The sequence below is a fragment of the Pseudomonas sp. IT-P4 genome, assembly GCF_949767755.1.
Classification (GTDB): domain Bacteria; phylum Pseudomonadota; class Gammaproteobacteria; order Pseudomonadales; family Pseudomonadaceae; genus Aquipseudomonas; species Aquipseudomonas monachiensis.
This window is the reverse complement of the sequence record NZ_CATKPX010000014.1, coordinates 39,664-60,036: the sequence shown is the minus strand read 5'-3', so window position 1 is coordinate 60,036 and position 20,373 is coordinate 39,664. Positions and strand designations below refer to the sequence as shown.

15 protein-coding genes are annotated in these 20,373 nt (G+C 62.7%); 7 read left to right on the top strand and 8 right to left on the bottom strand.

Annotated elements, in window-relative coordinates:
• The first annotated feature begins 4 nt into the window (after positions 1–4).
• Positions 5–1,090: an LLM class flavin-dependent oxidoreductase gene (locus tag ACM6IT_RS01170; RefSeq protein WP_414917308.1), complete on the top strand. Its 1,086-nt coding sequence runs from the start codon at positions 5–7 to the stop codon at positions 1,088–1,090.
• Between the two features lie 140 nt (positions 1,091–1,230).
• Here the strand turns inward: ACM6IT_RS01170 and ACM6IT_RS01165 are convergent, their stop codons facing one another.
• The 8 genes from ACM6IT_RS01165 to ACM6IT_RS01130 form a co-directional block, all read right to left on the bottom strand.
• Positions 1,231–1,689: an REP-associated tyrosine transposase gene (locus ACM6IT_RS01165; RefSeq protein WP_414917307.1), complete on the bottom strand. Its 459-nt coding sequence runs from the start codon at positions 1,687–1,689 to the stop codon at positions 1,231–1,233.
• A 264-nt stretch (positions 1,690–1,953) separates the two neighbouring features.
• The gene (locus ACM6IT_RS01160; protein ID WP_414917306.1) at positions 1,954–3,768 is read right to left on the bottom strand and encodes a dipeptide ABC transporter ATP-binding protein; all 1,815 of its coding nucleotides are present in this window, start codon (positions 3,766–3,768) and stop codon (positions 1,954–1,956) included.
• Positions 3,765–4,610: an ABC transporter permease gene (locus ACM6IT_RS01155; RefSeq protein ID WP_414917305.1), complete on the bottom strand. Its 846-nt coding sequence runs from the start codon at positions 4,608–4,610 to the stop codon at positions 3,765–3,767. The genes ACM6IT_RS01160 and ACM6IT_RS01155 overlap by 4 nt, the downstream gene beginning before the upstream one ends.
• Before the next feature lie 10 nt (positions 4,611–4,620).
• Complete coding sequence (locus ACM6IT_RS01150) at positions 4,621–5,682, bottom strand: ABC transporter permease (RefSeq protein WP_414917304.1); 1,062 nt, start codon at positions 5,680–5,682, stop codon at positions 4,621–4,623.
• A complete protein-coding gene (locus ACM6IT_RS01145) occupies positions 5,675–7,246 on the bottom strand; it encodes an ABC transporter substrate-binding protein (RefSeq protein ID WP_414917303.1) in 1,572 nt (523 codons plus the stop codon). Before ACM6IT_RS01145 ends, ACM6IT_RS01150 begins: the two co-directional genes overlap by 8 nt.
• A 10-nt stretch (positions 7,247–7,256) precedes the next feature.
• Complete coding sequence (locus tag ACM6IT_RS01140; RefSeq protein ID WP_414917302.1) at positions 7,257–8,456, bottom strand: LLM class flavin-dependent oxidoreductase; 1,200 nt, start codon at positions 8,454–8,456, stop codon at positions 7,257–7,259.
• A 222-nt stretch (positions 8,457–8,678) separates the two neighbouring features.
• Complete coding sequence (locus tag ACM6IT_RS01135; protein WP_414917301.1) at positions 8,679–9,410, bottom strand: class II aldolase/adducin family protein; 732 nt, start codon at positions 9,408–9,410, stop codon at positions 8,679–8,681.
• A 15-nt stretch (positions 9,411–9,425) separates the two neighbouring features.
• Positions 9,426–10,481 carry an ABC transporter substrate-binding protein gene (locus tag ACM6IT_RS01130; RefSeq protein WP_414917300.1) on the bottom strand — a complete coding sequence of 352 codons (1,056 nt, stop codon included), beginning with the start codon at positions 10,479–10,481 and terminating at the stop codon, positions 9,426–9,428.
• Between the two features lie 431 nt (positions 10,482–10,912).
• On the opposite strand from ACM6IT_RS01130, the gene ACM6IT_RS01125 reads away from it, so the two are divergent.
• The 6 genes from ACM6IT_RS01125 (at position 10,913) to ACM6IT_RS01100 (ending at position 20,148) form a co-directional block, all read left to right on the top strand.
• Positions 10,913–12,178 (top strand): acyl-CoA dehydrogenase family protein, encoded by a 1,266-nt coding sequence (locus tag ACM6IT_RS01125; protein ID WP_414917299.1) that lies wholly within the window; start codon positions 10,913–10,915, stop codon positions 12,176–12,178.
• A gap of 153 nt (positions 12,179–12,331) precedes the next feature.
• Complete coding sequence (locus ACM6IT_RS01120; protein ID WP_414917298.1) at positions 12,332–14,113, top strand: ABC transporter ATP-binding protein; 1,782 nt, start codon at positions 12,332–12,334, stop codon at positions 14,111–14,113.
• On the top strand, positions 14,106–15,974 hold the full coding sequence (locus ACM6IT_RS01115) for an ABC transporter ATP-binding protein (protein ID WP_414917297.1): 1,869 nt from the start codon (positions 14,106–14,108) through the stop codon (positions 15,972–15,974). The genes ACM6IT_RS01120 and ACM6IT_RS01115 overlap by 8 nt, the downstream gene beginning before the upstream one ends.
• 845 nt (positions 15,975–16,819) lie before the next feature.
• A complete protein-coding gene (locus tag ACM6IT_RS01110) occupies positions 16,820–17,980 on the top strand; it encodes an LLM class flavin-dependent oxidoreductase (RefSeq protein WP_110661682.1) in 1,161 nt (386 codons plus the stop codon).
• A 20-nt stretch (positions 17,981–18,000) separates the two neighbouring features.
• Positions 18,001–19,053: an ABC transporter substrate-binding protein gene (locus ACM6IT_RS01105; protein WP_414917296.1), complete on the top strand. Its 1,053-nt coding sequence runs from the start codon at positions 18,001–18,003 to the stop codon at positions 19,051–19,053.
• 36 nt (positions 19,054–19,089) lie between these two features.
• Entirely contained in the window at positions 19,090–20,148 is a 1,059-nt protein-coding gene (locus ACM6IT_RS01100; RefSeq protein ID WP_110661677.1) for an ABC transporter substrate-binding protein, read from the top strand.
• Positions 20,149–20,373: the final 225 nt, after the last annotated feature.

The following is a 20,373-nucleotide window of genomic DNA, read 5'->3' as shown; positions in this document are numbered from 1 at the left end:
TCCCATGTCCATCGAATTTGTCGGCATGATTTTCCCCCGCCAGTGGTCCGAGACCCGGGGTGTTCGCAGTCCGGATTTCGATCTGGAGTTTATCCGCCATCACGCCCGGGCTCATGAACAGGCAGGTTTTGATCGGGTGCTGATCGCCAGTGGACCGGGCAGCGCCGACAGTTTGCAGATCGCCGCCTACGCCGCTGCACACACCGAGCGCCTGGGATTCATGATCGCCCACCGACCGGCCCTCACCGCCCCGACTGTCGCCGCCAGGGCCTTTGCGACACTGGATCACACCACGGGCGGGGGGCGGATTCGCCTGCATGCCATTACCGGCATCACCGCCGAACCCCAGGAAGGCGACTTCCTGCTGGACAAGACCGAGCGCTACAAACGCACCGATGAATACCTGGAAATCGTCCGGCGAACCTGGACAGCCGAGGAACCTTTTGACTTCGAAGGGCAGTATTTCAACATCAAGGGTGCCTTCTCGCCGGTCAAGCCGTTGCAGCAGCCGCACATTCCGATTTCCTTCGGCGGGTCTTCGGATATCGCCTATCAGATCGCGGTGAAACACGCAGACCTGTATGCCTTGTGGGGTGAACCCTTGAGCGGTGTGGCCGAGCAGATCGGCAAACTGCGCGCAGCCGCCAGCGCGGCGGGCGTGGAGGCGCCGAGGGTCAGCCTGTCTGTGCGCTTGATCCTTGGCGCGACCGAGGAACTGGCGTGGCAGCGGGCGCAACAGATCCTTGAGCAGATCAAGGCCAACCCACAGTTTGCGGCCGGCAGCCCCTGGCAAAAACGCATCAAGGGCACCGGCTCCGAACGCCTGCTCGCCGCCGCCGCGGCGGGTGATCGTCATGACCGCGCGCTATGGATGCCCACCGCCACCGCCGTCGGTGCCTACGGCGACACCACCGCCCTGGTCGGCACCCCGGAAACCGTGGCTCAGGCCTTGCTCGACTACGTCGACCTGGGAGTGACCACGTTTCTCAACCGTGGCTACGATCCGCTGTACGACACCGTGGATTACGGACGCTGGATCATTCCGGCGGTGCGCGAAGAGGCACGCCGTCGAAAGGCGCGTGTTGCGTAAGCTCACCGACGCCATCGCCGGCAAGCCGGCTCCTACGGGTTCGGGTGTGCCAACATAATATCGGCACACCCACGATCTGTAGGAGCCGGCTTGCTGGCGATGGCGGCCGCACATCCACCATCGCATCCCCGGCAAGCCGCCTACAGCCATTTCGCGTCCCATAGTGGGTAATCATGTACTCGCCTGACAAGGCCTGCCCGTATGGGGTTGGCAATAACGTAACGTGCCACTGCGAGCAAATCCTCTTCCCGTCGAATGGCACGGTCGTGAAAACCTCTCTGCCATACCGGCCCCCTACGGTTCAAAGACGCATTGACCACCTGGGCGCTGCGGGATTTGGTGGCGAGCGTCAACGCCGGTAACGTGCTGTTCTTCAGTTCGACCAGCCAATGGAAATGGTCGGGCATTACCACCCAGGCGAGTGAGTCGACCCATTCTTCTGTCTGGGCCTGGCGAAATTGATCCACCACCCGGCGCCCCACACGCCAATCGGCAAATAGCGGATCACGGTGATGAGTGACGGCAGTGAGCAAATAGATTTGTCCGGATTGGGAGTAGCGCCCGGCGCGAAGCCGTTTGGCATGGGGAAGATCGGGCATTCCATTGCCCTCCTGTGTTCGAGACCGAAACACAAGGCTAGTGCGCGAGAATCAGGAACGTCGTCAAAGTCTGGTTCTGGATGTGACAGTACGACCGCCATCGCCAGCAAGCCGGCTCCTACAGATTTGTGTCGTATCAGAGTTCCGCGTGCCAATCCACCTTGTGTCGCATCACATTTCGGCGTGCAAACCCCACCTTGTAGGAGCCGGCTTGCTGGCGATGGCGGCATGACGTTCACCGCCGAATCGCTGACAAACCAGCACCTACAAAACGCCGCCCGCCAACGTCGGCGAATTTTCCAGCAATGTGCGTGTATACGCCGCTTGGGGTAGATCCAGCACCTCATCCACCCGCCCCTGTTCCACCACACGGCCGGACTTCAATACCAACACCCGATCGGCGATGGCGCGGACCACGCCCAGGTCATGGGTGACGAACAGCAGCGTCAGCCCTTCCCCTTGCAATTGCCGCAACAGCGCCAGGATCGACGCCTGTACCGATACATCCAGGGCCGAGGTGATTTCATCGCAGATCAACAGCCTTGGCTCGCAGACCAACGCCCGGGCAATCGCGACGCGCTGGCGCTCACCACCAGACAAGCTGTGGGGATAAAGATCGGCCACCGACGCCGGTAGCGAAACCCGCTTGAGCACAGCGTGCACGCGCTCCCGTGCGGCAGCGCCCTTGATCCCGAAGAAATGCTCCAGAGGCGCACTCAGGGTCTGGAAAACACTTTGTCGGGGGTTCAACGCTCGGTATGGGTTCTGGAAGATGTACTGGATCTGATGCCGTTGTGCCCCGTCACGCTGTCGCGCCGACAGGCTCAACAACCCGCCCGCGTAGAGCAACTCGCCCTCGGCGTTTTCCCCCAACCCGGCAACGGCGCGCGCCAGGCTGGTCTTGCCCGAACCGGACTCGCCCACCAGCGCGAGGCACTCGCCGGCAGCCACCTGCAGAGAAACATCGAACAGTACCTGGCGGTCGTAGGCCACGTTCAGGTCCTTGATCTGCAACAGTGGCGTGCGCTCCACCAAGTCGCTGACCGGTGCAACGGAAGCTTGGGCAACCCGTTGCAGGGGCTGGTGATGCGGGGCCAGGCAGGCCACCCGCTGCTGTGATGACAGGGCCTGCAATTGCGGCTCGAGCACCGAGCACGCCGCGACGCGACGGGGGCACCGAGGCGCGAAGGCGCATCCCTGTGGTCGCTGCCCCGGTGCCGGCGCATGCCCCGCAATCGCCGGCAAATCCCGGCGTTGCGCCACATCGGGAATCGCCGCCAGCAAACCTCGGGTATAGGGATGAGCCGGCTGACGGAACAGCACTTCGCGCTGTGCAACCTCGACGATACGCCCGGCATACATCACCATCACCCGGTCCACCAGGTCCTTGATCACCGCCAGGTCATGGGACACATACACCGCAGCGATACCCAGGCTTTTGCACAACCGGCGCAGGGTGGCGAGGATGTGGGCCTGGGTGGTGACGTCCAGCGCTGTGGTCGGCTCATCAAGCACGATCAATGCCGGACGCAAGACAAAGGCCAGTGCCAACATCACCCGTTGCTGCTGTCCGCCGGACAGTTGATGGGGAAAGCGTCGCAGGAACTGCGCATCGTCGGGCAGACCGACATCACGCAAGGTCTCGACGATGCGCTGCTGTTGAGCGGCACGGTCCAGTTCAATCTGATGGGCACCCAGGGTTTCGCGCAGCAAACTGCCGATTCGCAGTGCCGGATTCAGGGCGGTCGCCGGGTCCTGGGCCACGTAACCGATCAGGCTGCCGCGGGCCCGACGCAGGTCTTCGCCCTCCAGCGTCAGCAGCGATTGACCGGACACTTCGACTTCTCCGTCGACGATCCGCGCGCCCCTTCGGGCATGGGCCAGCAAGGCAGTGGCGAGGGTGGTTTTGCCGGAACCGGACTCCCCGACCAAGCCAAGAATTTCTCCGCGTTCAAGACTGAAGGACACGCCGGACAGCACATCGATCTGCCCTGGTAACTCGACTCGCAGATCCCGAACCTGCAATACCTGCGCAGTCAGCGCAAGGGGGCGGGACGCGATCCCGGCAATGGCGTTCATGGCTGTTTTTCTCCGATCCTGGAACTGCTGCGACCGACGCCCTCGGCCAGAATGTTGGTGCCATAGGCAAAGATGCCAATCAGGATGGCCGGCGCCAACACCGCCCAAGGCTGAACCAGCAACCCTGCCTGGTTCTCGTTGATCATCAACCCCCAATCAGCGGTCGGCGGCGCCACACCGTAACCCAGAAAACTCAAGCCCGAGAGCATGCCCACGCCCCAGGTCAGCATGTTGCCGAAGTGCACCAGCAGCGGTGTGAGGATGTTCGGCAGGATTTCCTTGAACAGAATTCGCCGTCTTGAATAGCCCATCATCTGCGCGGCCTCGACGAACTCCTGCCCGGCCACCGCCACCGCGCTGCCACGGGCCAGACGAATCACTCCCGGAGTGAACGCGATGGACACGGTCAGCACGATCAGCCAGGGCGCGCGCCCCAGCATGGAGACGATCAACAGCACCAGAATCAGGTCGGGAAACGCCAGCGATACGTCCGCCAGCCACGTGATCAATTGATCCAGGCGCCGCCGGGAAAATCCCGCCAACAGGCCTAACGTGCTGCCCGCCAACAGTGCGATCGAAGCCGCCGCCACTGACATCCACAGCACCGACACGCCGCCACTGAGCAAGCGCGACAACACGTCATGCCCGAGAAAGTCATAACCCAGCAACGCCGCACCCACGGGCGCGCCATACACCGAACCGAGCATTTCCGTCGGGCTGTGAGGTGCCAGCCACGGGCCAAGCAGCGCCAGCAACACCACCGCGAGGGTGATCAGTGCGCCCTTGCGGGTTTGCGGTTGCGCCAGCCATGGCTGCCAGCGCGAAAATCGGGAGTCAGTCATGTATCACCTCTCAAGGCGCCTTGGGTTGGGAGCGTCGCCACCAGGGCTGGATGCCCCGACGGTTGCGCCGGATCATGGTCACCCGGCGGGCGGTGCGCAGTTTCGGCGTCAGCAGCACGGTCAGCAGATCGGCCAACAGGTTGATCAGCACCACGCCCAGCGTGATCGCCAGCACGATGGCCTGGACCATCGGCAGATCACGCATCTGGATCGCCGAGTTCAGTGAGGTGCCAATGCCCGGGTAACTGAAGATCACCTCGGCGAGCAGCGCCCCGCCGATCAGGGTGCGCAGGGTCAAGGCCACGCCCTGGATCGCGGGTATGAGCGCGTTGGGCAACGTGTGGCGCCAGACGATTCGCCACTCGGCAATACCGCGCAGCCTGGCGGCGACGACGTAATCGGATTCCAGCGCTTCGATCATCGATGCTCGCACCATGCGCGTCAGGTACGGCAGGGCTGACAGACTCAGGGCCAGCACCGGCAGCACCAGAAACTGCAACTGGCGCAGCAGCGACTTGTCCGGATCGAGAATCGACACCGCCGGCAGCACGTCCATGTGGGGCATGGAAAACAACAGGACCAGGCCGATGGCCAGGAGAAAACCCGGCGTGGCCTTGAGGAAAATCAACAGCGACAGGCTCCAGCGGTCAAGGCGACTGTCACGGCGCAAGGCCAGCGACACACCGAGCAGCAACGCCGCTGGCACCACCACGACAATCACCCCGGCCAACAGCGCCAGCGTATAGCCAAAACGGCCGAACAGAATGCTGCCAACCGGTGCGTTGGAGTCGAGCGACACCCCCAACTCGCCACTCAGCGCGTGCCCGAGCCAGCGCAGGTATTGCTCCAGGATCGGCCGATCCAGGCCCAACTGCCGTTGCAGGGTGAGGATGCTTTCCAGCGGTGCATCGGGCCCCAGGATCACCCTCGCCGGGTCCGAGGGCAGCGCCTGGGTCGCAATGAACACCACCAGGCTGATCACCCACGCCGTCAGCAGGCCATAGCCCAAACGCCCGATGAACCACGACAGCCAGGCCGGTGTGCGTGGGGGTTTGCAGGACGGATCAGGCATGGTTCACCCACATTTCATCGAAACGCCAGGAGGCAAACGTCGTCTGTTCAGGCGCCAGTCCACCAACCCGCACGGAGGCAGCGTCCAGCACGTCGTTGAAGCCCCAGATCAGCAGCCCGCCACGGTCGTGCTGGATGCCTTGCGCTTCATGCACCAGTACCCTGCGCTGTTCCAGATCGGGTTGCGCCAGTGCCTGTCGATACAACGCGCTGAAGCGCTCATCATGGAAATTGCTGCGGTTGTAGATGGCCTGCGGGGCGTCGTTGTGCAGCGCCGAAGCAAGGAACCCCCGAGCCGGCGTGGAGCCTGGCGACATCAGCCAGTTTTCACGTTGCGGGCCGTTGAACACCGAGCCATCGACCTGAGTGACCTTGATCTCGACCCCGGCCTTCTTCGCCTGTTGGGCAAACACCAGCGCCGCATTGACGCCAGGTCCCGGTGTGGTGGTCAGCTCCACCCGCAGATCGTTCTGCCCGGCCTGGCGCAACAGCGACCGCGCCTGTTCAAGGTCGTAGGGACGCTGGGCAATGCCGTGGTTGTACGTCGGGTCATGGGGCGAATACAGGTCATTGGCGATCCGCCCGAAACCATTGAGCCCGCGGTCGACCAGCTCACGACGGTCGGCCAGCAGACGAAATGCCTGGCGCACTCGCTGATCCTGAAACGGCGCCTTGGCCAGGTTCAGGTTGAATCCGGTAAACGAAGTGCTCGGCGATGCGTACAACTTGAGTCGTGCGTCAGCCTTGAGCAGCGCGCTGTGCTCGGCCTGCACACCGCTGGCGACATCGATTTGCCCGGCGCGCAGGGCCGCAGCGCGGGACACCTGATCCTTGAACTCGATGATTTCCAGCTCATCGGCATAGGGTTGAGCGGGTTTGTAGTAGTTTTCGAATCGCTGGTAGAGCGAGCGCTGGCCGGGGATGAAACTTTTCAGTTTGTACGGCCCGGCGCCGACCGGATTGCTGACCGGGTCGTAATCGGTCGGCACGATGCCGCCGAAACTGATCAGGGTTTCATCCAGCGGATAGAAGCTTTGGCCCTCCTTGAAGCGAATCTCGATGGTGCGCTCGTCCAGTTTGCGCAAGGCGTTGCGGTCGATCGCCCCCACCAGACCGGCAAATGGCGATGCCAGTTTCGGGTCCGTCAGGCGCAGGATCGAGAACAGCATGTCGTCGGCGCCGACGCTCTTGCCGTGATGAAACTCCAACCCTGGCTTGATGCGAATGGTCCAGGCGCTGGCATCGGCATTGGGCTCGGCAAACTCCGCCAGGGCCAGGCGCGTGCTGACGTCGGTGTTCCATTCCCAGAACTTGCTGTACAGCGCCCAGCCGCGAATGATCCCGCCGCCCACCGGTTTGTGCGCATCGAGGTTGCCCGATTGATCGCCGTCGATAATGCCGACCCGCAAGCGCCCGCCGTGCACCGGAGTGCTGGACAAGGCCGCTGCACCACTGACGGCTGCTCCACTGTCGCAACCGCTGAGCAGGCTGCCGCCCAGTATCAGGCCACCGCCGACCGCCAGGCCGTTACCGAGAAACGTACGGCGGGAAAATCCCTCGTTCATGACTGAATCCTCAGGCCCGCTCGACCACGTTGCTGTGCTGTGCCACCGGCGTGTCAGCCCGCAGGCGCGGCACGTCGAAACCGTGATCGAGGTCCAGCAACGGGAACAGCAGGTCCGCGACCCGGTGCGCTTCATCGATCAGCGGAAAGCCCGAGAGAATGAACGCCGACGTGCCTTGTGCTTCGTATTCACGAATGCGCGCGGCGACCTGCTCGGCGCTGCCCACCAGATAAGTGCCTGCGGCTGGGCCGAGGATGTTGAAGCCGAACAGGCTCGGGCCGAGCCAGACGTTGGGGTAGATCTCGAGATCCCTTGCCTTGGGCAGGCGGCCTGCACGGACGGCGTCGACGTTGCGCTGGATTTGCGGGTCATCGCTGTGGAAGCTGTCCAGGGTTTGGCCGGGTGGCAGTTGCCGTTCGATGGCCGTGCGCGCGGTTTGCAGTGAGGTGCGCTGCAAGAGTTTTTCGGCGTGGGCCCAGGCTTCCTCTTCGGTCTCGCGGACGATGATTTGCAGACGCGTGCCGAAGGTCAGCTCGCGGCCGATCTTTGCAGCCTCTGCCGCGACTTTGCGGAATTTCTCCCCGAGTTTCGGCGGGGTATTGGCGAAACTCAGGTAAACGTCGAGCAACTGCACCGAGTGGGCAACGCCGGGCCCCGAGGTGCCGGCGCCCCACAATGGAATGCCGGGTTTCTGTTTGGGCGGATGCCAACCGCCCAGTGGATGACTGGCAGCAGCCGGTGAGCGAGGCGCGAGCTTGACGTATCGACCGTCATACCCCGACGTGTCGCCGGCATAGAAGTCCTGGAACGCGCGCCAGTATTCGAGACTGAAGTCATAACGCTCATCGTGAGGGTAATGCACACCAAGGGTGGCCAGGCCGGCGTCGTTGCCATTGACCACGTTGAACAACAGGCGTCCGTTGGAGAATTGATCGAAGGTCAGCGCCCACTTGGCCAACACCGCTGGCGACAACTCGCCAGGGTGTTGCGCCACGAGAAAACGCAAACGCCGGGTGGCATCGATCAACGCGGCTGAAACGGCCAGGCTTTCGTTGGGGCTGGAGCCCAGCAACGAACCGTAATACCCCAGGCGATCACTGGCCACGGCCAGTTGTTTCAGGTGCTCGAAATCAGTTTTCCAGCGCCCTTCGGGCTCCCACGGATAGGGTCCGTCAGGGGTCGTCAGGTACCAGAGAATTTTTACAGCCATGGTGGTATTCCTTGAGTTGTGTATCGACCTTGCGACCGCCATCGCTGGCAAGCCAGCTCCTACAATTCGGACGTTGTGAACACCATCCCGTGTTGCAAACCCGATCCCTGTAGGAGCCGGCTTGCTGGCGATTGGGGCCTGCAGGCCTTGCGCCAACCTCACGAGCGCCATCGCTGGCAAGCCAGCTCCTACAGGATGTGTGGCGGCCGAGAGGTCGGTTGATCAGCTGCGCCGGTCGATGGCAGGTACCAGGCCCAATTCGGTGGCTCTGTCGTACAGGCCGCTCATTTTCCATTGCTGGGTCAAAACGCCTGGACCATAGGGACGGGAACCGCCCAGGGCATCGGCGAGCAACTGCAGTTGCGCGCCCTCTTCCAGCAACAGGATGAATTCAGCAGTGGCGCGCAAGCCTTGCTTGCCCCACACGGTAGAACCGCCATTGGCTTCCAGAATCGCCAGGTTGAAGGGGCTTTCGGCAATCTTGTCGAGAATGAAATCGACTTCCGGCTGACGTCGGTCGATGTACACCGGCAGTTCCCGCGCCAGTTGATAACGCTGCACCGGCACGTAGTGGAACGGCAGTGTGCGATGGGTCTGCGCCCAGGCGCCGAGGTACGGCGAGTGCACATGGGACACAGTGGTGATGTCGGCGTGCTGCTGGAACAGTTTGGTGTAGCGCCCCAAGCCACCCTTGCCTTTGCCGTGGATCACCCGGCCTTCAAAGTCGGTGACTGTGGCCTGCAGTGGTTTGCGGTAATTCCACGGCCCGCCGTAGTTCACCGACACCAACAACTCCTGCCCTGGTACACGTTCGATGAAACCGACGGTGCCGTTGGCAGTGATGGTGTTGGTTTCACGGAACACGGTGAAGGCTTCTTCGGCCTCGACCAGCACCTTGTCGATAAAACTCTTTAGTTCTTCGCTGATCAGTTGTTCGTGGATAAGTACGGTCATGGCAGATCTCCGGATTCAGGCGCGGCGCTTGGCCAACAGTTCATGGGCAGCTTGCAACGGGCGCGGATCGACCCAGTCGGCGATGGAAAAATCGCGTTCCAGGAAGCCGTGCAGATAGAGAAAGTCTTTCTGGATATCGAGAAACTCAAGGCGCTGCACAGACAGATCCGGCGCCAGCGTAGTGTGGAACTCACCGCGATAAGCCTCGGCGACCCCGGCGCTGCCGGCGCGGGTTTCTTCCTCGAGAATGGCGTTCAGTGCCTCCCGATTGTTGGCGGCCCAATCAGCGGCGCTGAGGGTTTGTGCGAGAAAACGCACCACCAGGTCGAAGTGGTTGTCGAGCAGACTCTGGTGGACAGTGATCGGACGCGGTGTGCCGTTGTTGATCCGATAACGGGGCTCGGCGATCAGGTCCAGGTCAATACCCACCACCAATCCGAGACGCCGCGCCGCATCGGCAGCGGAAGCCCCCTTGACGTAGACCGCATCCACCTCGCCACGCACCAGGTAATCAAGCCCTGACCACAAACGCTGCAAGCCTTCCTGCGGGCTCGCCGCGCGCTCCTGGTCCTGCAACGCGACTTCCACCAGTTCGACATCGTCGAACCCCATCCCGGCCAGGCTCAGCGCGCCTTTGTAACCGTGCAGGCTCATGGCCCGGGCGATGCTCCCCGGACGGGTTTCACCCCAGGCCGGCAGTGCCAGGCGCTTGCCCTTGAGGTCTTGCGGACTACGAATGCCGGAGTCGGGGCGAACCAGGATGGTCTGCCATTCTTCGATCCAGGTCAGGCCGATCAGGCGACTCGGCGCACCCGCAGCCCGGGCGGCCAATGCCGGGACGTTTCCGCCTTCGCGAAACAACCCGGGCAGTTCGTGATCGTAGTGGTGATGACCCAGTTGACGGGCCTCCTGCAAGGTCGAAACCGGCAGGCCGTCGGCAGCGAACTCTTCCCTGAGCCAGCCAAGTTTGTAGGCGATTCCGGAGGCCGTCGGCACCGGGCAACGGGTGAACCAGATCTGCTCGAGTTCAGCCGTGGTGTCGGGTCGGGTGTGTTTGGCAGCAAGCGTCATGGGCAGCTCCATCTGGGTTGGCAAGTGACTGTTGCCGGAGCTATTGCAGCGCCCGTGCCAAGAAACGAAAGCCACGATTTATGGGGCTTTGCGCCTGTACCCGGATGCCCGACCATCTTCAATTGCTGGCCTGCCAGCAGCATTGCGCGGCGACTGCTGCTGATCGAGCACAGGGCTGCTTCCACAGCAGCACCCGTGCCTCTCGCAGACAGATAAACCCTGCGTCAACAGGCTCCAAAGCCCTTGGCGCAGAACTTGCTCAGCCCCTCTCAACGCCCGGAAAACTCCCCCCCTGTAGGAGCCGGCTTGCTGGCGATGGCGTCGACGGGATCGGCGCAAGGCTCGAAGGCCAATCGCCAGCAAGCCGGCTCCTACAGGGGACAGGTGTGATTTTCGTGGCCATCAGCAGATCAATTATCAGAGGTAGAGCAATGAGCAAGGTCGAACATAATCCCGCCTGGCAACTGATCCAGGAGCAGGCGCCGATCCGCTTGCTTCAGAGCGAAGCTCAAGCCATCGCCGTGGCGAAGGAGATCGCCGGGGAGATCGCCGAAATCGCCGCCGATGCCAGTCAGAACGGCCAACTGCCCCGGCGGCAGGCGCAGCTGCTGTCCGAAAGCGGCCTGACGGCCATCGGGGTGCCCAAGGCATTTGGCGGGCTGGGTGCCTCGGTGGAAACCATCGTCGAAACCGTGCGCATCATTTCCGTAGCCGACGGCGGCGTCGGTCAATTGCTGCAAATCCACAACGTCATGCTGCGCGGGATTTTCACCGGCTACTCCGACGACATTCGTGACCGGTTGATCCGCGATGTGTTGGCCGGCAAACGTTTCGGCAACGCCTTGGCTGAAGTGGGTGGCAAGAACAAGTTCGCTCTCAAGACCCGGGTTGAACGGCGTGCCGACGGCAAGCTGATCCTCAACGGCAGCAAGTTCTACTCCACCGGTTCCTACCTGGCCGAGTGGATTTCCCTGACGGCCGCCAGCGATGACGGTGGTGCCGGCGTACTGCTCAACCGCAACACGCCAGGCTTGACCCTGGTGGATGACTGGGAAGCCTTCGGCCAGAAAAACTCGGTCAGCGGCACAGTGATCTTCGACAACATCGAACTCGACGAAGGCTTCGTCTCCCAGCGCAAGGGGCCGATGAAGCGCACCGGCCTGACCTTCCCGCAGATTCTTCATGCCGCCATCGACACCGGCATTGCCGAAGGCGCGCTGTCCGCTGCGGTGGATTACCTCAATCACAACGCCCGCCCCTGGGTGGAAAGCGGTGTCGACCAGGCCAATCAGGAGCCGCACATCATCAAGCAGATCGGCGAATACGCCGTGGCCTTGCGTGGGGCGCAATCACTGCTGCGAGACGCTGCACAGGTGTTCGACCAGCACGAACTGGACCCGGACAACAAAGCGCTGCAAGACGAACTGATTCTCTCGGTGGCCACCGCCCGCGCCCACTCCGACGCGGCCTCGCTGAAAATCTCCAGTGACATCTTCTCCCTGCTCGGTGCCAGTTCATCACTGACCAAGTGGAACCTCGACCGCTTCTGGCGCAATGCCCGGGTCCATACCACCCACGACCCGATCCGCTGGCGCCTGCATCACGTCGGTAACTACTACCTCAATGGTGTCGATCCGGGCGAATACACCGCGATCCTCAATGCCAAGGAGAAACAGGGGGCTACCAGCCCGGCATAGATCTGGCGGCCTCATCGCCGGCAAGCCGGCTCCTACAAGGGCGTATTCACAACACTGAACTGTAGGAGCTGGCTTGCCAGCGATGGCGTCATCAATACCGCTACAAATCCACAGGCCCCATCGCCGGCAATCCGGCGCCTACAGAGCTCTTACATGATCGAAAAACATCCCCTGTTACGCTGCCTGGCGATTTATCGGGAAATGCCCTGGCGCTTCGCCCTGGTGGCGATGCTGTTCATTGCAGCGAACCTCGGGCTGGTCTGGCAACAATGGCTGATCGGACACGCGGTGAACGATGTCAGCGCCGGCCGCGCGGTGATCCGGCAAGACGATGGCAGCCTGGACGCCAGCCTTGGCTGGTACTGGTTATGGCTGATGCTCGCCGTGGCCCTGGGCCGTGGCGTGTTGCAATACGCCGCGAGCGTGTTGTCGCTGGTGCTCAGCCAGGAACTGCTGACGCGCCTGCGTGAACGCATCCTGCAACAGGTACAGACACTGCACCTGGGCTACCACTGGCAACACGGCATGGGGGAAATGATCACCCGCACCACCCGTGATGCCGACAAGGTTCGCGATGCCCTGATCAGCTTCTGGCGGCAGGTGGTGGAAACGCCGCTGGTGGTACTGGCAACCGTTGGCCTGCTGAGTTGGTACAACCCGTTGCTGGGGCTGGTTCCACTCTTGCTGACGGTGTTCGGCCTGTGGATCTTTGTGCGCCAGACCGAACGTCTGGTCAGCCTCGACCGGGCCGTCGGCCAAGCCTACGACCGGGTCAACCAGGACCTCAGCGAAGGTATTGGCGGCGTGCGGGTGATCAAGTCGTTTGGCCTGGAACACCACCGCATCCAGCGTTTCGCCACGCAAGTGGCGGTGTTCGCCGACCACGCCCGGCACGCCCTCGCCTATTCCAGTTCGCGGATACCGCTGCCCCAAGCTGTCGTCGCATTGGCGCATGTGTGGATTCTGGTTTACGGCGCCCACCTGGTGGCAAGCGAACGGCTGGGCATCGGCGAGCTGGTCACCTCGCTGCTGATTGCCACCACCCTGGTGTTTCGCATCGAGGGCATCGGCCGCGTCATGCAGACGTTCGCTGACGCGCGCTCCAGTGCCGAGCGGATCTGGCAACTGCTGGACGAGCCGGCCGCCATCCGCAGCGGCAATGCCAGCCTGCCCGACACGCCGCTGGGCTTGAAACTCGAGCATGTCTGCGTCAGTGCTCCCGGCGGCGGCCTGGATATCCTGCAGGACTGTTCGCTGACGCTGCAGCCGGGCGAAATCGTCGCACTGGTCGGCGCGACCGGCACCGGCAAAAGCCTGTTGGCCAGCCTGCTGCCGCGCCTCAGCGACATCAGCTCCGGGCGCCTGTCGTTGGGCTCGGACAGCACCGGCTGGCAGGACATTCGTCAGTTGAAGCTGGACGAACTCAGGCGGCGGGTTCACGTGGTCCCCCAGGAAAGCTTTCTGTTTTCCGACACCCTCGCGGCCAACCTGCGCCTGACGGCACCGCACGCCAGCGATCAGCAATTGCTTCACGGTCTGCGCCTGGCCGCTGCGGAAGATGTGCTCGAACGCCTGCCCCAAGGACTGGCCACGCCGCTGGGCGATCGCGGCGTGACGCTCTCTGGCGGCCAGCGCCAGCGCCTGAGCCTGGCCCGTGCGCTGCTCGGCGAGCCGGACATCCTGTGCCTGGACGATGCCACCAGTGCGCTGGATGCGATCAGCGAACGCCAGGTGCTGAACAACATTCGCCAACTGCGTCGTGAACAGGGGCGTGCCACCACCTTGCTGGTGATCTCCAGCAAGCTCTCGACCATCCTCCTGGCGGACCGCGTGCTGATGCTCCAGGACGGCCGGATCGCCGCCAGCGGCACCCATGCCGAACTGTTGAATACCTCTCCTGATTATCGCGACCTGCTAGGGATCGACCATGGCTAATCCAATCGCCGGCAAAGCCTTGAGCGATATCGAAATTGAAGAAATGCTGGCCAAAAAGGCCCTCGACCGCAGCATGTTCAGTCGGCTGTTGCCGCTGTTGAAGCCGATTCGCCGGCACATTTTCGGGGTCATCGGCATTGAACTGTTGCTGGTATTCACCGTGTTCCTGCGCCCTTGGTTCGTCCGTGAACTGCTCGACCGCGGGCTGATTCAACAGAGCGGTCACTGGTTGCTCGATGAGCGCCTGGTCCTCTGGCTCGGCCTGGGGTTGGCGGCCAGTTGGCTGGGGCGTTTCCTGCTCGCCGGGGTCTCGCAGTTCGTCGCCGGCAGTGCGGCGATCCGGGTGTTGAATGACCTGCGGGTGCGGGTGTTTGCCCATGTCCAGAGCTTGAGCGTGAGTTATTTCGACCGGACCAAGGCCGGACGGATCATTTCCCGAGTCGACCGTGATGTCGATGCCCTTGAACCGCTGTTGATTCAGGGGCCACCGGAGTTGCTGGGCGCGCTGCTGCGCTGCGGGCTGGCCTCGGTGATGCTGTGGCGAATCGATCCGCGATTTTTTCTCAGCCTCGCTGCGACGGTGCCGTTGCTGGTGCTGGCGACCTGGAGTTTCAAACGCATCTCCCAGCGCAACTGGGCCAGGGTCGCCGAGAACCGCAGCCGCTTCACCGCGCATCTGGTGGAGAGCGTCAGCGGCGCGCGCATGTTGCAGCAGTGTGCGCAACAGGCACCGAACCTGCGCCGCTATCGCGGCCTGCTGGATGACTTCAATCAGGCGCTGATCCGTGGCAGCCTGCGGTCTGGCTGGTTCGCGCCCTTTACCGCGCTGCTCAGCTCGGCCGGCATGGCCGTGCTGTTGCTGGTGGGCGCGTACGGTCTGGCGCAGGCGGATGTGACCGTGGGCCAGATCGCCGAGAGTCTGTTCTATGTATTCCTGTTCCTCGGGCCATTGCAGGAGCTGTCGGACCTGTTCGAGCGCTACGCCACCGGTTCGGCTTCGGCGCAACGCATCTTCCTGTTGCTCGACACCCGCGCGCAAATCAACGACAGCGCCACACCGCAACGCGTGGGCAGGGCCCGCGGCGAGGTGAGCTTTGAACAGGCGCGCTTCAGCTACGATGCCAACAGTTCGACGCCGGTGATCAACGACCTTGACCTGCACATTCCTGCCGGTGAAGTGCTGGCGATTGTCGGCCCCTCGGGCCATGGCAAGAGCACGCTGGTGCAGTTGCTGACGCGTTTCTACGAGGTGCAATCGGGCGCTGTCAGGCTGGACGGCATCGATGTTCGCAACCTGACCCAGCATGAGCTGCGGCGTAATGTCGGCGTGGTCCTGCAGGACAATGTGTTGTTCAGCGGCAGCATTCTCGACAACCTGCGCCTGGCCGCTCCCCACGCCGACGACGCGAGCCTGATTGCGGCGGCCCGTGAGTTGGGTGCGGACGAGGTGCTGGAGCGCCTGCCGCACCAATACCAGACCGAAGTCGGACCACTGGGCGGGCACCTGAGCCATGGCCAGCGGCAATTGGTCTGCCTGGTGCGCGCCTACCTCGCGGACCCTGCGGTACTGGTGCTGGACGAGGCGACCTCGGCCGTCGACATCCATACCGAGCGCCGCATCCAGCGTGCGTTTCGCCGGCTTTGCGAAGGTCGCACGGCGATCATCATCGCCCATCGCCTGGCAACCATCCGCGATGCCGATCGCATTGCGGTCATCCGCCACGGTCGCCTGGTCGAACAAGGCCATCACCGCCAACTGATCGATCAGGGTGGCGCTTATGCGGCGCTGTACCAGACCTACCTGCGCAGCGCCGAAGCGGGCGCCTCGATCGACGACATCGTCGCCACAGCACCGGCATAATCAAGACCGCCATCGCCCGTAGGAGCCGGCTTGCTGGCGATGGCAATCTCCAGAACACCACCCTGCACCCTGGACAACCATTGGCTACATCGACGTATTCAAAACCGCCATCGCCAGCAAGCCGGCTCCTACGCAATCGCGGATAACACACATCACCTGTGGGAGCTGGCTTGCCAGCGATGGCAATCTCCAGAACACAACCAAACCCGCCTGCCACACCCCGGACAACCATTGACTACATCGGCGTATTCAAAATCGCCATCGCCAGCAAGCCGGCTCCTACAGAATCGCGGGCAACACACATCCCGTGTAGGAGCCGGCTTGCTGGCGATGGCAATTTCCGGAACACCACCAAACCCGCCTTCAGCACCCCGGACAACCATTGACTACATCGGCGTAATCAACATCGCCATCGCCGGCAAGCCGGCTCCTACGCAATTGCGGACCACACACATCCCCTGTAGGAGCTGGCTTGCCAGCGATGGCAATCTCCAGAACACAACTAAACCCGCCTGCTACATCGGCGTATTCAAAATCGCCATCGCCGGCAAGCCGGCTCCTACAGAATCGCGGATAACACACATCACCTGTGGGAGCTGGCTTGCCAGCGATGGCAATCTCCAGAACACCACCAAAACCCGCCTGCTGCACCCCGAACAACCATTGCTGACGGACTGCTGCTACAGCAGCACCCCCGCCTTCACCCCCTCTCCCCTTGCCCGTCAACCCCCCGGCCCCGCTGGCCCAAACCCGGCGTGCCGTGCATGGCATGTCCGTTGCAATCCACCTGACAGGACAGCCTCGCACCTGCGCGACCTAACGCGTACATGAATCAGGAGCAACCCATGAGCACTGAGTTTTTCTGGCGTCTGCCACTGGGCACCGACGGCCCGCAACTGACCACCGACAAACACAACCGCGGTAATCCGCACTATCGCCCGGGCAACATCGCACCGGGACGACTGCCCAATGGCGAACCGGACGACTTCACCTACATCGACTACATTGCCCAGGTCGCGAAAGCCGCAGAACTGGCAGGCTTCGAAGGCGCCTTGTTGCCCACAGGCCCCGAGCCATGGATTGCCGCAGCCGCCCTGGCCCGGGAAACCCGCCGCATCAAATTCCTGATCGCGTTCCAGGCGACCTGGACCCTGCCGGCCTACGCCGCGCAACAAGCGGCGATCCTGCAGAACCTCAGCCGCGGTCGCCTGGAGTGGAACATCATCACCGGTGGCAACCCGGCCAGCCAGCGGGCCAACGGCGACTTCCTCGAACACGATCTGCGCTACAAACGCACGGGTGAATTCCTCGACATCATCCAGGGACTTTGGCAAAACGAACGGTTCTCCTACGAAGGCGATATCTACCAACTGGAGAACGGCGCCCTGCCCCACGGTCTGCAGAACGAGCGCAAGCCCGGGGTGTACTTCTCCGGATTCTCCGACGCCGCCCTTGATGTAGCCGCCAAACACGCCGACGTCTACCTGAACTGGGCCGAGCCCATCGACAAGCTCAAGCCGCATATCGATCGGGTACGCGAACTGGCGGACAAACAGGGTCGCAGCGTGCGCTTTGGTCTGCGTGTCGACCTGTTCGCCCGGGAAACCGAAGAGCTGGCGTGGAAAGACTTGCGTCGCCAGTTCGACAAACTCGAAGGCAAGAGCAGCGTGGTCGCCAAGGGCTTCACCAGCGGCTCCGACTCGGTAGGTGGCGCACGGCAAACCGCCTACCACCAGAACATCGACCGCTTCGACGACCTGATCATCGGCCCGAACCTATGGGCCGGCTTCGCCAAAGCCAAGCCGGGGCCAACCGTGGGCCTGGTGGGCAGTCACCAGAACATCGCCGAACGCCTGGTGGAGTACCGCGATGCCGGTTTCTCGACCTTCATCCTGGCGGGCAATCCTCACCTGGAAGAAGCCCTGCGTATCGGCCAGGAGGTCCTGCCTCTGGTGCACCAACGTCCTGCCGTACAACCGGCAACTCATTTGAAGGCCAGCGCCTGAGCGCTGCGGGAGAATCATTGATGACTCAAGCTCTGGACACCCTCTGGTACACCCGCTGCCCGGTCCCCACCGGGCTGGGCATCGCCGTGCAAAAAGGCTGGCTGCAAGACACGGTTGGCGCGTTGGGCACGCAGGTGCAGTCGCTGCGCGAATCCACCGACAAGGCCGTGCGTGAATCGCACTTTGATCACACCCTGCGCAACTCGGTGCGCCACGGCGGCAACATCCCGGCCATCTGGGCCAGGGCCCAGGGCCGGGAAACCCGGGTCATCGGCCTGTCCTGGGCCGATGAAGTGCAACTGATCCTGACGCTTCCCGACAGCGGCATCAAAACCGTCAAGGACCTCAAGGGACGCCGTTTCGGCTTGCCCGACTGGGCCGGCGCGCAAATCGACTTCACCCGTGCCCAGGCCCTGCGCGGGCTGGAAAACGCACTGAGCCTGGAAGGCCTGCAGGTCGGCGATGTGCAGCTGGTGAACTTTCGCTATGAAGGCACGTTCAGCGATCCGCAGGTCAGCACCGTGAACGGTACGCCGGTCAGTGCGCAACGGGTCGAGGGGCGCAACCTGGAACTGGTGGGCCTGCTGCGTGGCGAGGTCGATGCAATCTTCCTCAAAGGCGCCAGCGCCGCCCGGCAGGCCCATGAGTTCGGCCTGCACACCGTCATCGACACCGGCTCGCACCCCGAGCCCCTGATTCGCAGCAACAATGGCACCCCGCGCACGCTGGCCGTGGACCTGAATCTGCTGGACAACCACTTCGATGTCGCCACCGGCATTCTCGACTCCGTACGACGCGCCGAACATTGGGCCCACACCCATCCGGAAGACACCCGCCGCTACCTGGCCCGGGAAACCAACAGCAGCGAGTACTGGGTCAGCGCCGCCTATGGCAACGATGCTCATCTGCGCTTGCGCACCGAACTGGATGAGCAGGCCATCGACGCCCTGCAGGACTTCACACACTTCCTGCACCGCTGGCGCTTCATTCCGAACAGCTTCGACGTGCGCGACTGGATCGATCCTCGACCGCTGGACGCGTTGCTGCAAACACCAACCGCACTGGCAGGCTAACCCGCCAGGTTTCATGGATCGGCACTGAAGGACTTTATGAGCAAACCACTCGATACGCTTTGGTACACCCATAGCCCTGTTCCCACGGGGCTTGGCATCGCCGTGCAGTCCGGTCGACTGGCGCAAGCCTTTGCGCCGTTCGGCACGAATATCCAGTCACTGCGCGAGTCCAGTGAGCGGGAGGTTCGCGAAGCCCATTACGACCATCACCTGAAAAACTCGGTACGTCACGGCGGCAACATCCCGGCCATCTGGGCCTATGCCAGCGGCGTACAGACCCGGGTGCTGGGGCTGTCCTGGAGCGACGAGGTGCAGCTGATCCTGACCACCGCGGAATCCGGTGTGAAGAGCATTCGCGACCTGAAGAACCGCCGCTTCGGATTGCCGAAATGGGCCAACGTGCAGATCGACTTCACTCGCGCCCAGGCCCTGCGCGGCCTGGAAAACGCCCTCAAGCTCGAAGGCCTGGACGTGTCTGATGTCGAGTTGGTGGACTACCCCTATGGCGGCACCTACAGCGACGATCAAAAACAGCATGTCTACGGCTCGGAAGTCAGCCTCGATGTCACGCGCGTCAGCCGCCGCAACAACGAGCTGATCGGATTGTTGCGCGGCGACATCGATGCGATCTTTCTCAAGGGCGCGCACGCCGTGCACCTGGCCAACGAATTCGGCTTGCAGGTGGTCGTCGATACCGGCTCTCACCCCGACCCGCTGATTCGCTCGAACAACGGCACGCCACGGACCCTGACCGTGGACACTCACCTGCTGCATGAGCATTTCGACGCCAGCGTGAATATCGTGGATACCGTGCTGCGCACCGAGCAATGGGCCTGGGCCAATCCCGACGAAACCCGGCGTTTTCTGGCCCGGGAACTCAACACCAGCGAGTACTGGGTCGCCGCCGCCTACGGTGAAGACGCCCATCGGCGCTTGCGCACGACACTGGATGCACGATCCATTGAAGCGTTGCAGGACTTCACCGATTTCCTGCATCGCTGGGACTTCATTCCACGGCGTTTCGATGTGCGTGACTGGATCGATTTCAGTGTGCTGGAGAAGGTCATCGGCTCTACGTCACGATTGGCGGTTTGAGATTTTTCAGCGCCGGTGAGGACGCCATCGCCGGCAAGCCGGCTCCTACAATTTCAACACAAAACCTGTAGGAGCCGGCTTGCTGGCGATTCTTCCTCAACAACAATGAATTGCTGACCTGGCAACACTTTCCTCCGTTCCGCCTGCTGCTCCAGCAACACCCGCCAAGCAACTTCTGCTGAATGCCTGACAGGCACTTCCCGGCAGACTTGATCCAACTAACAA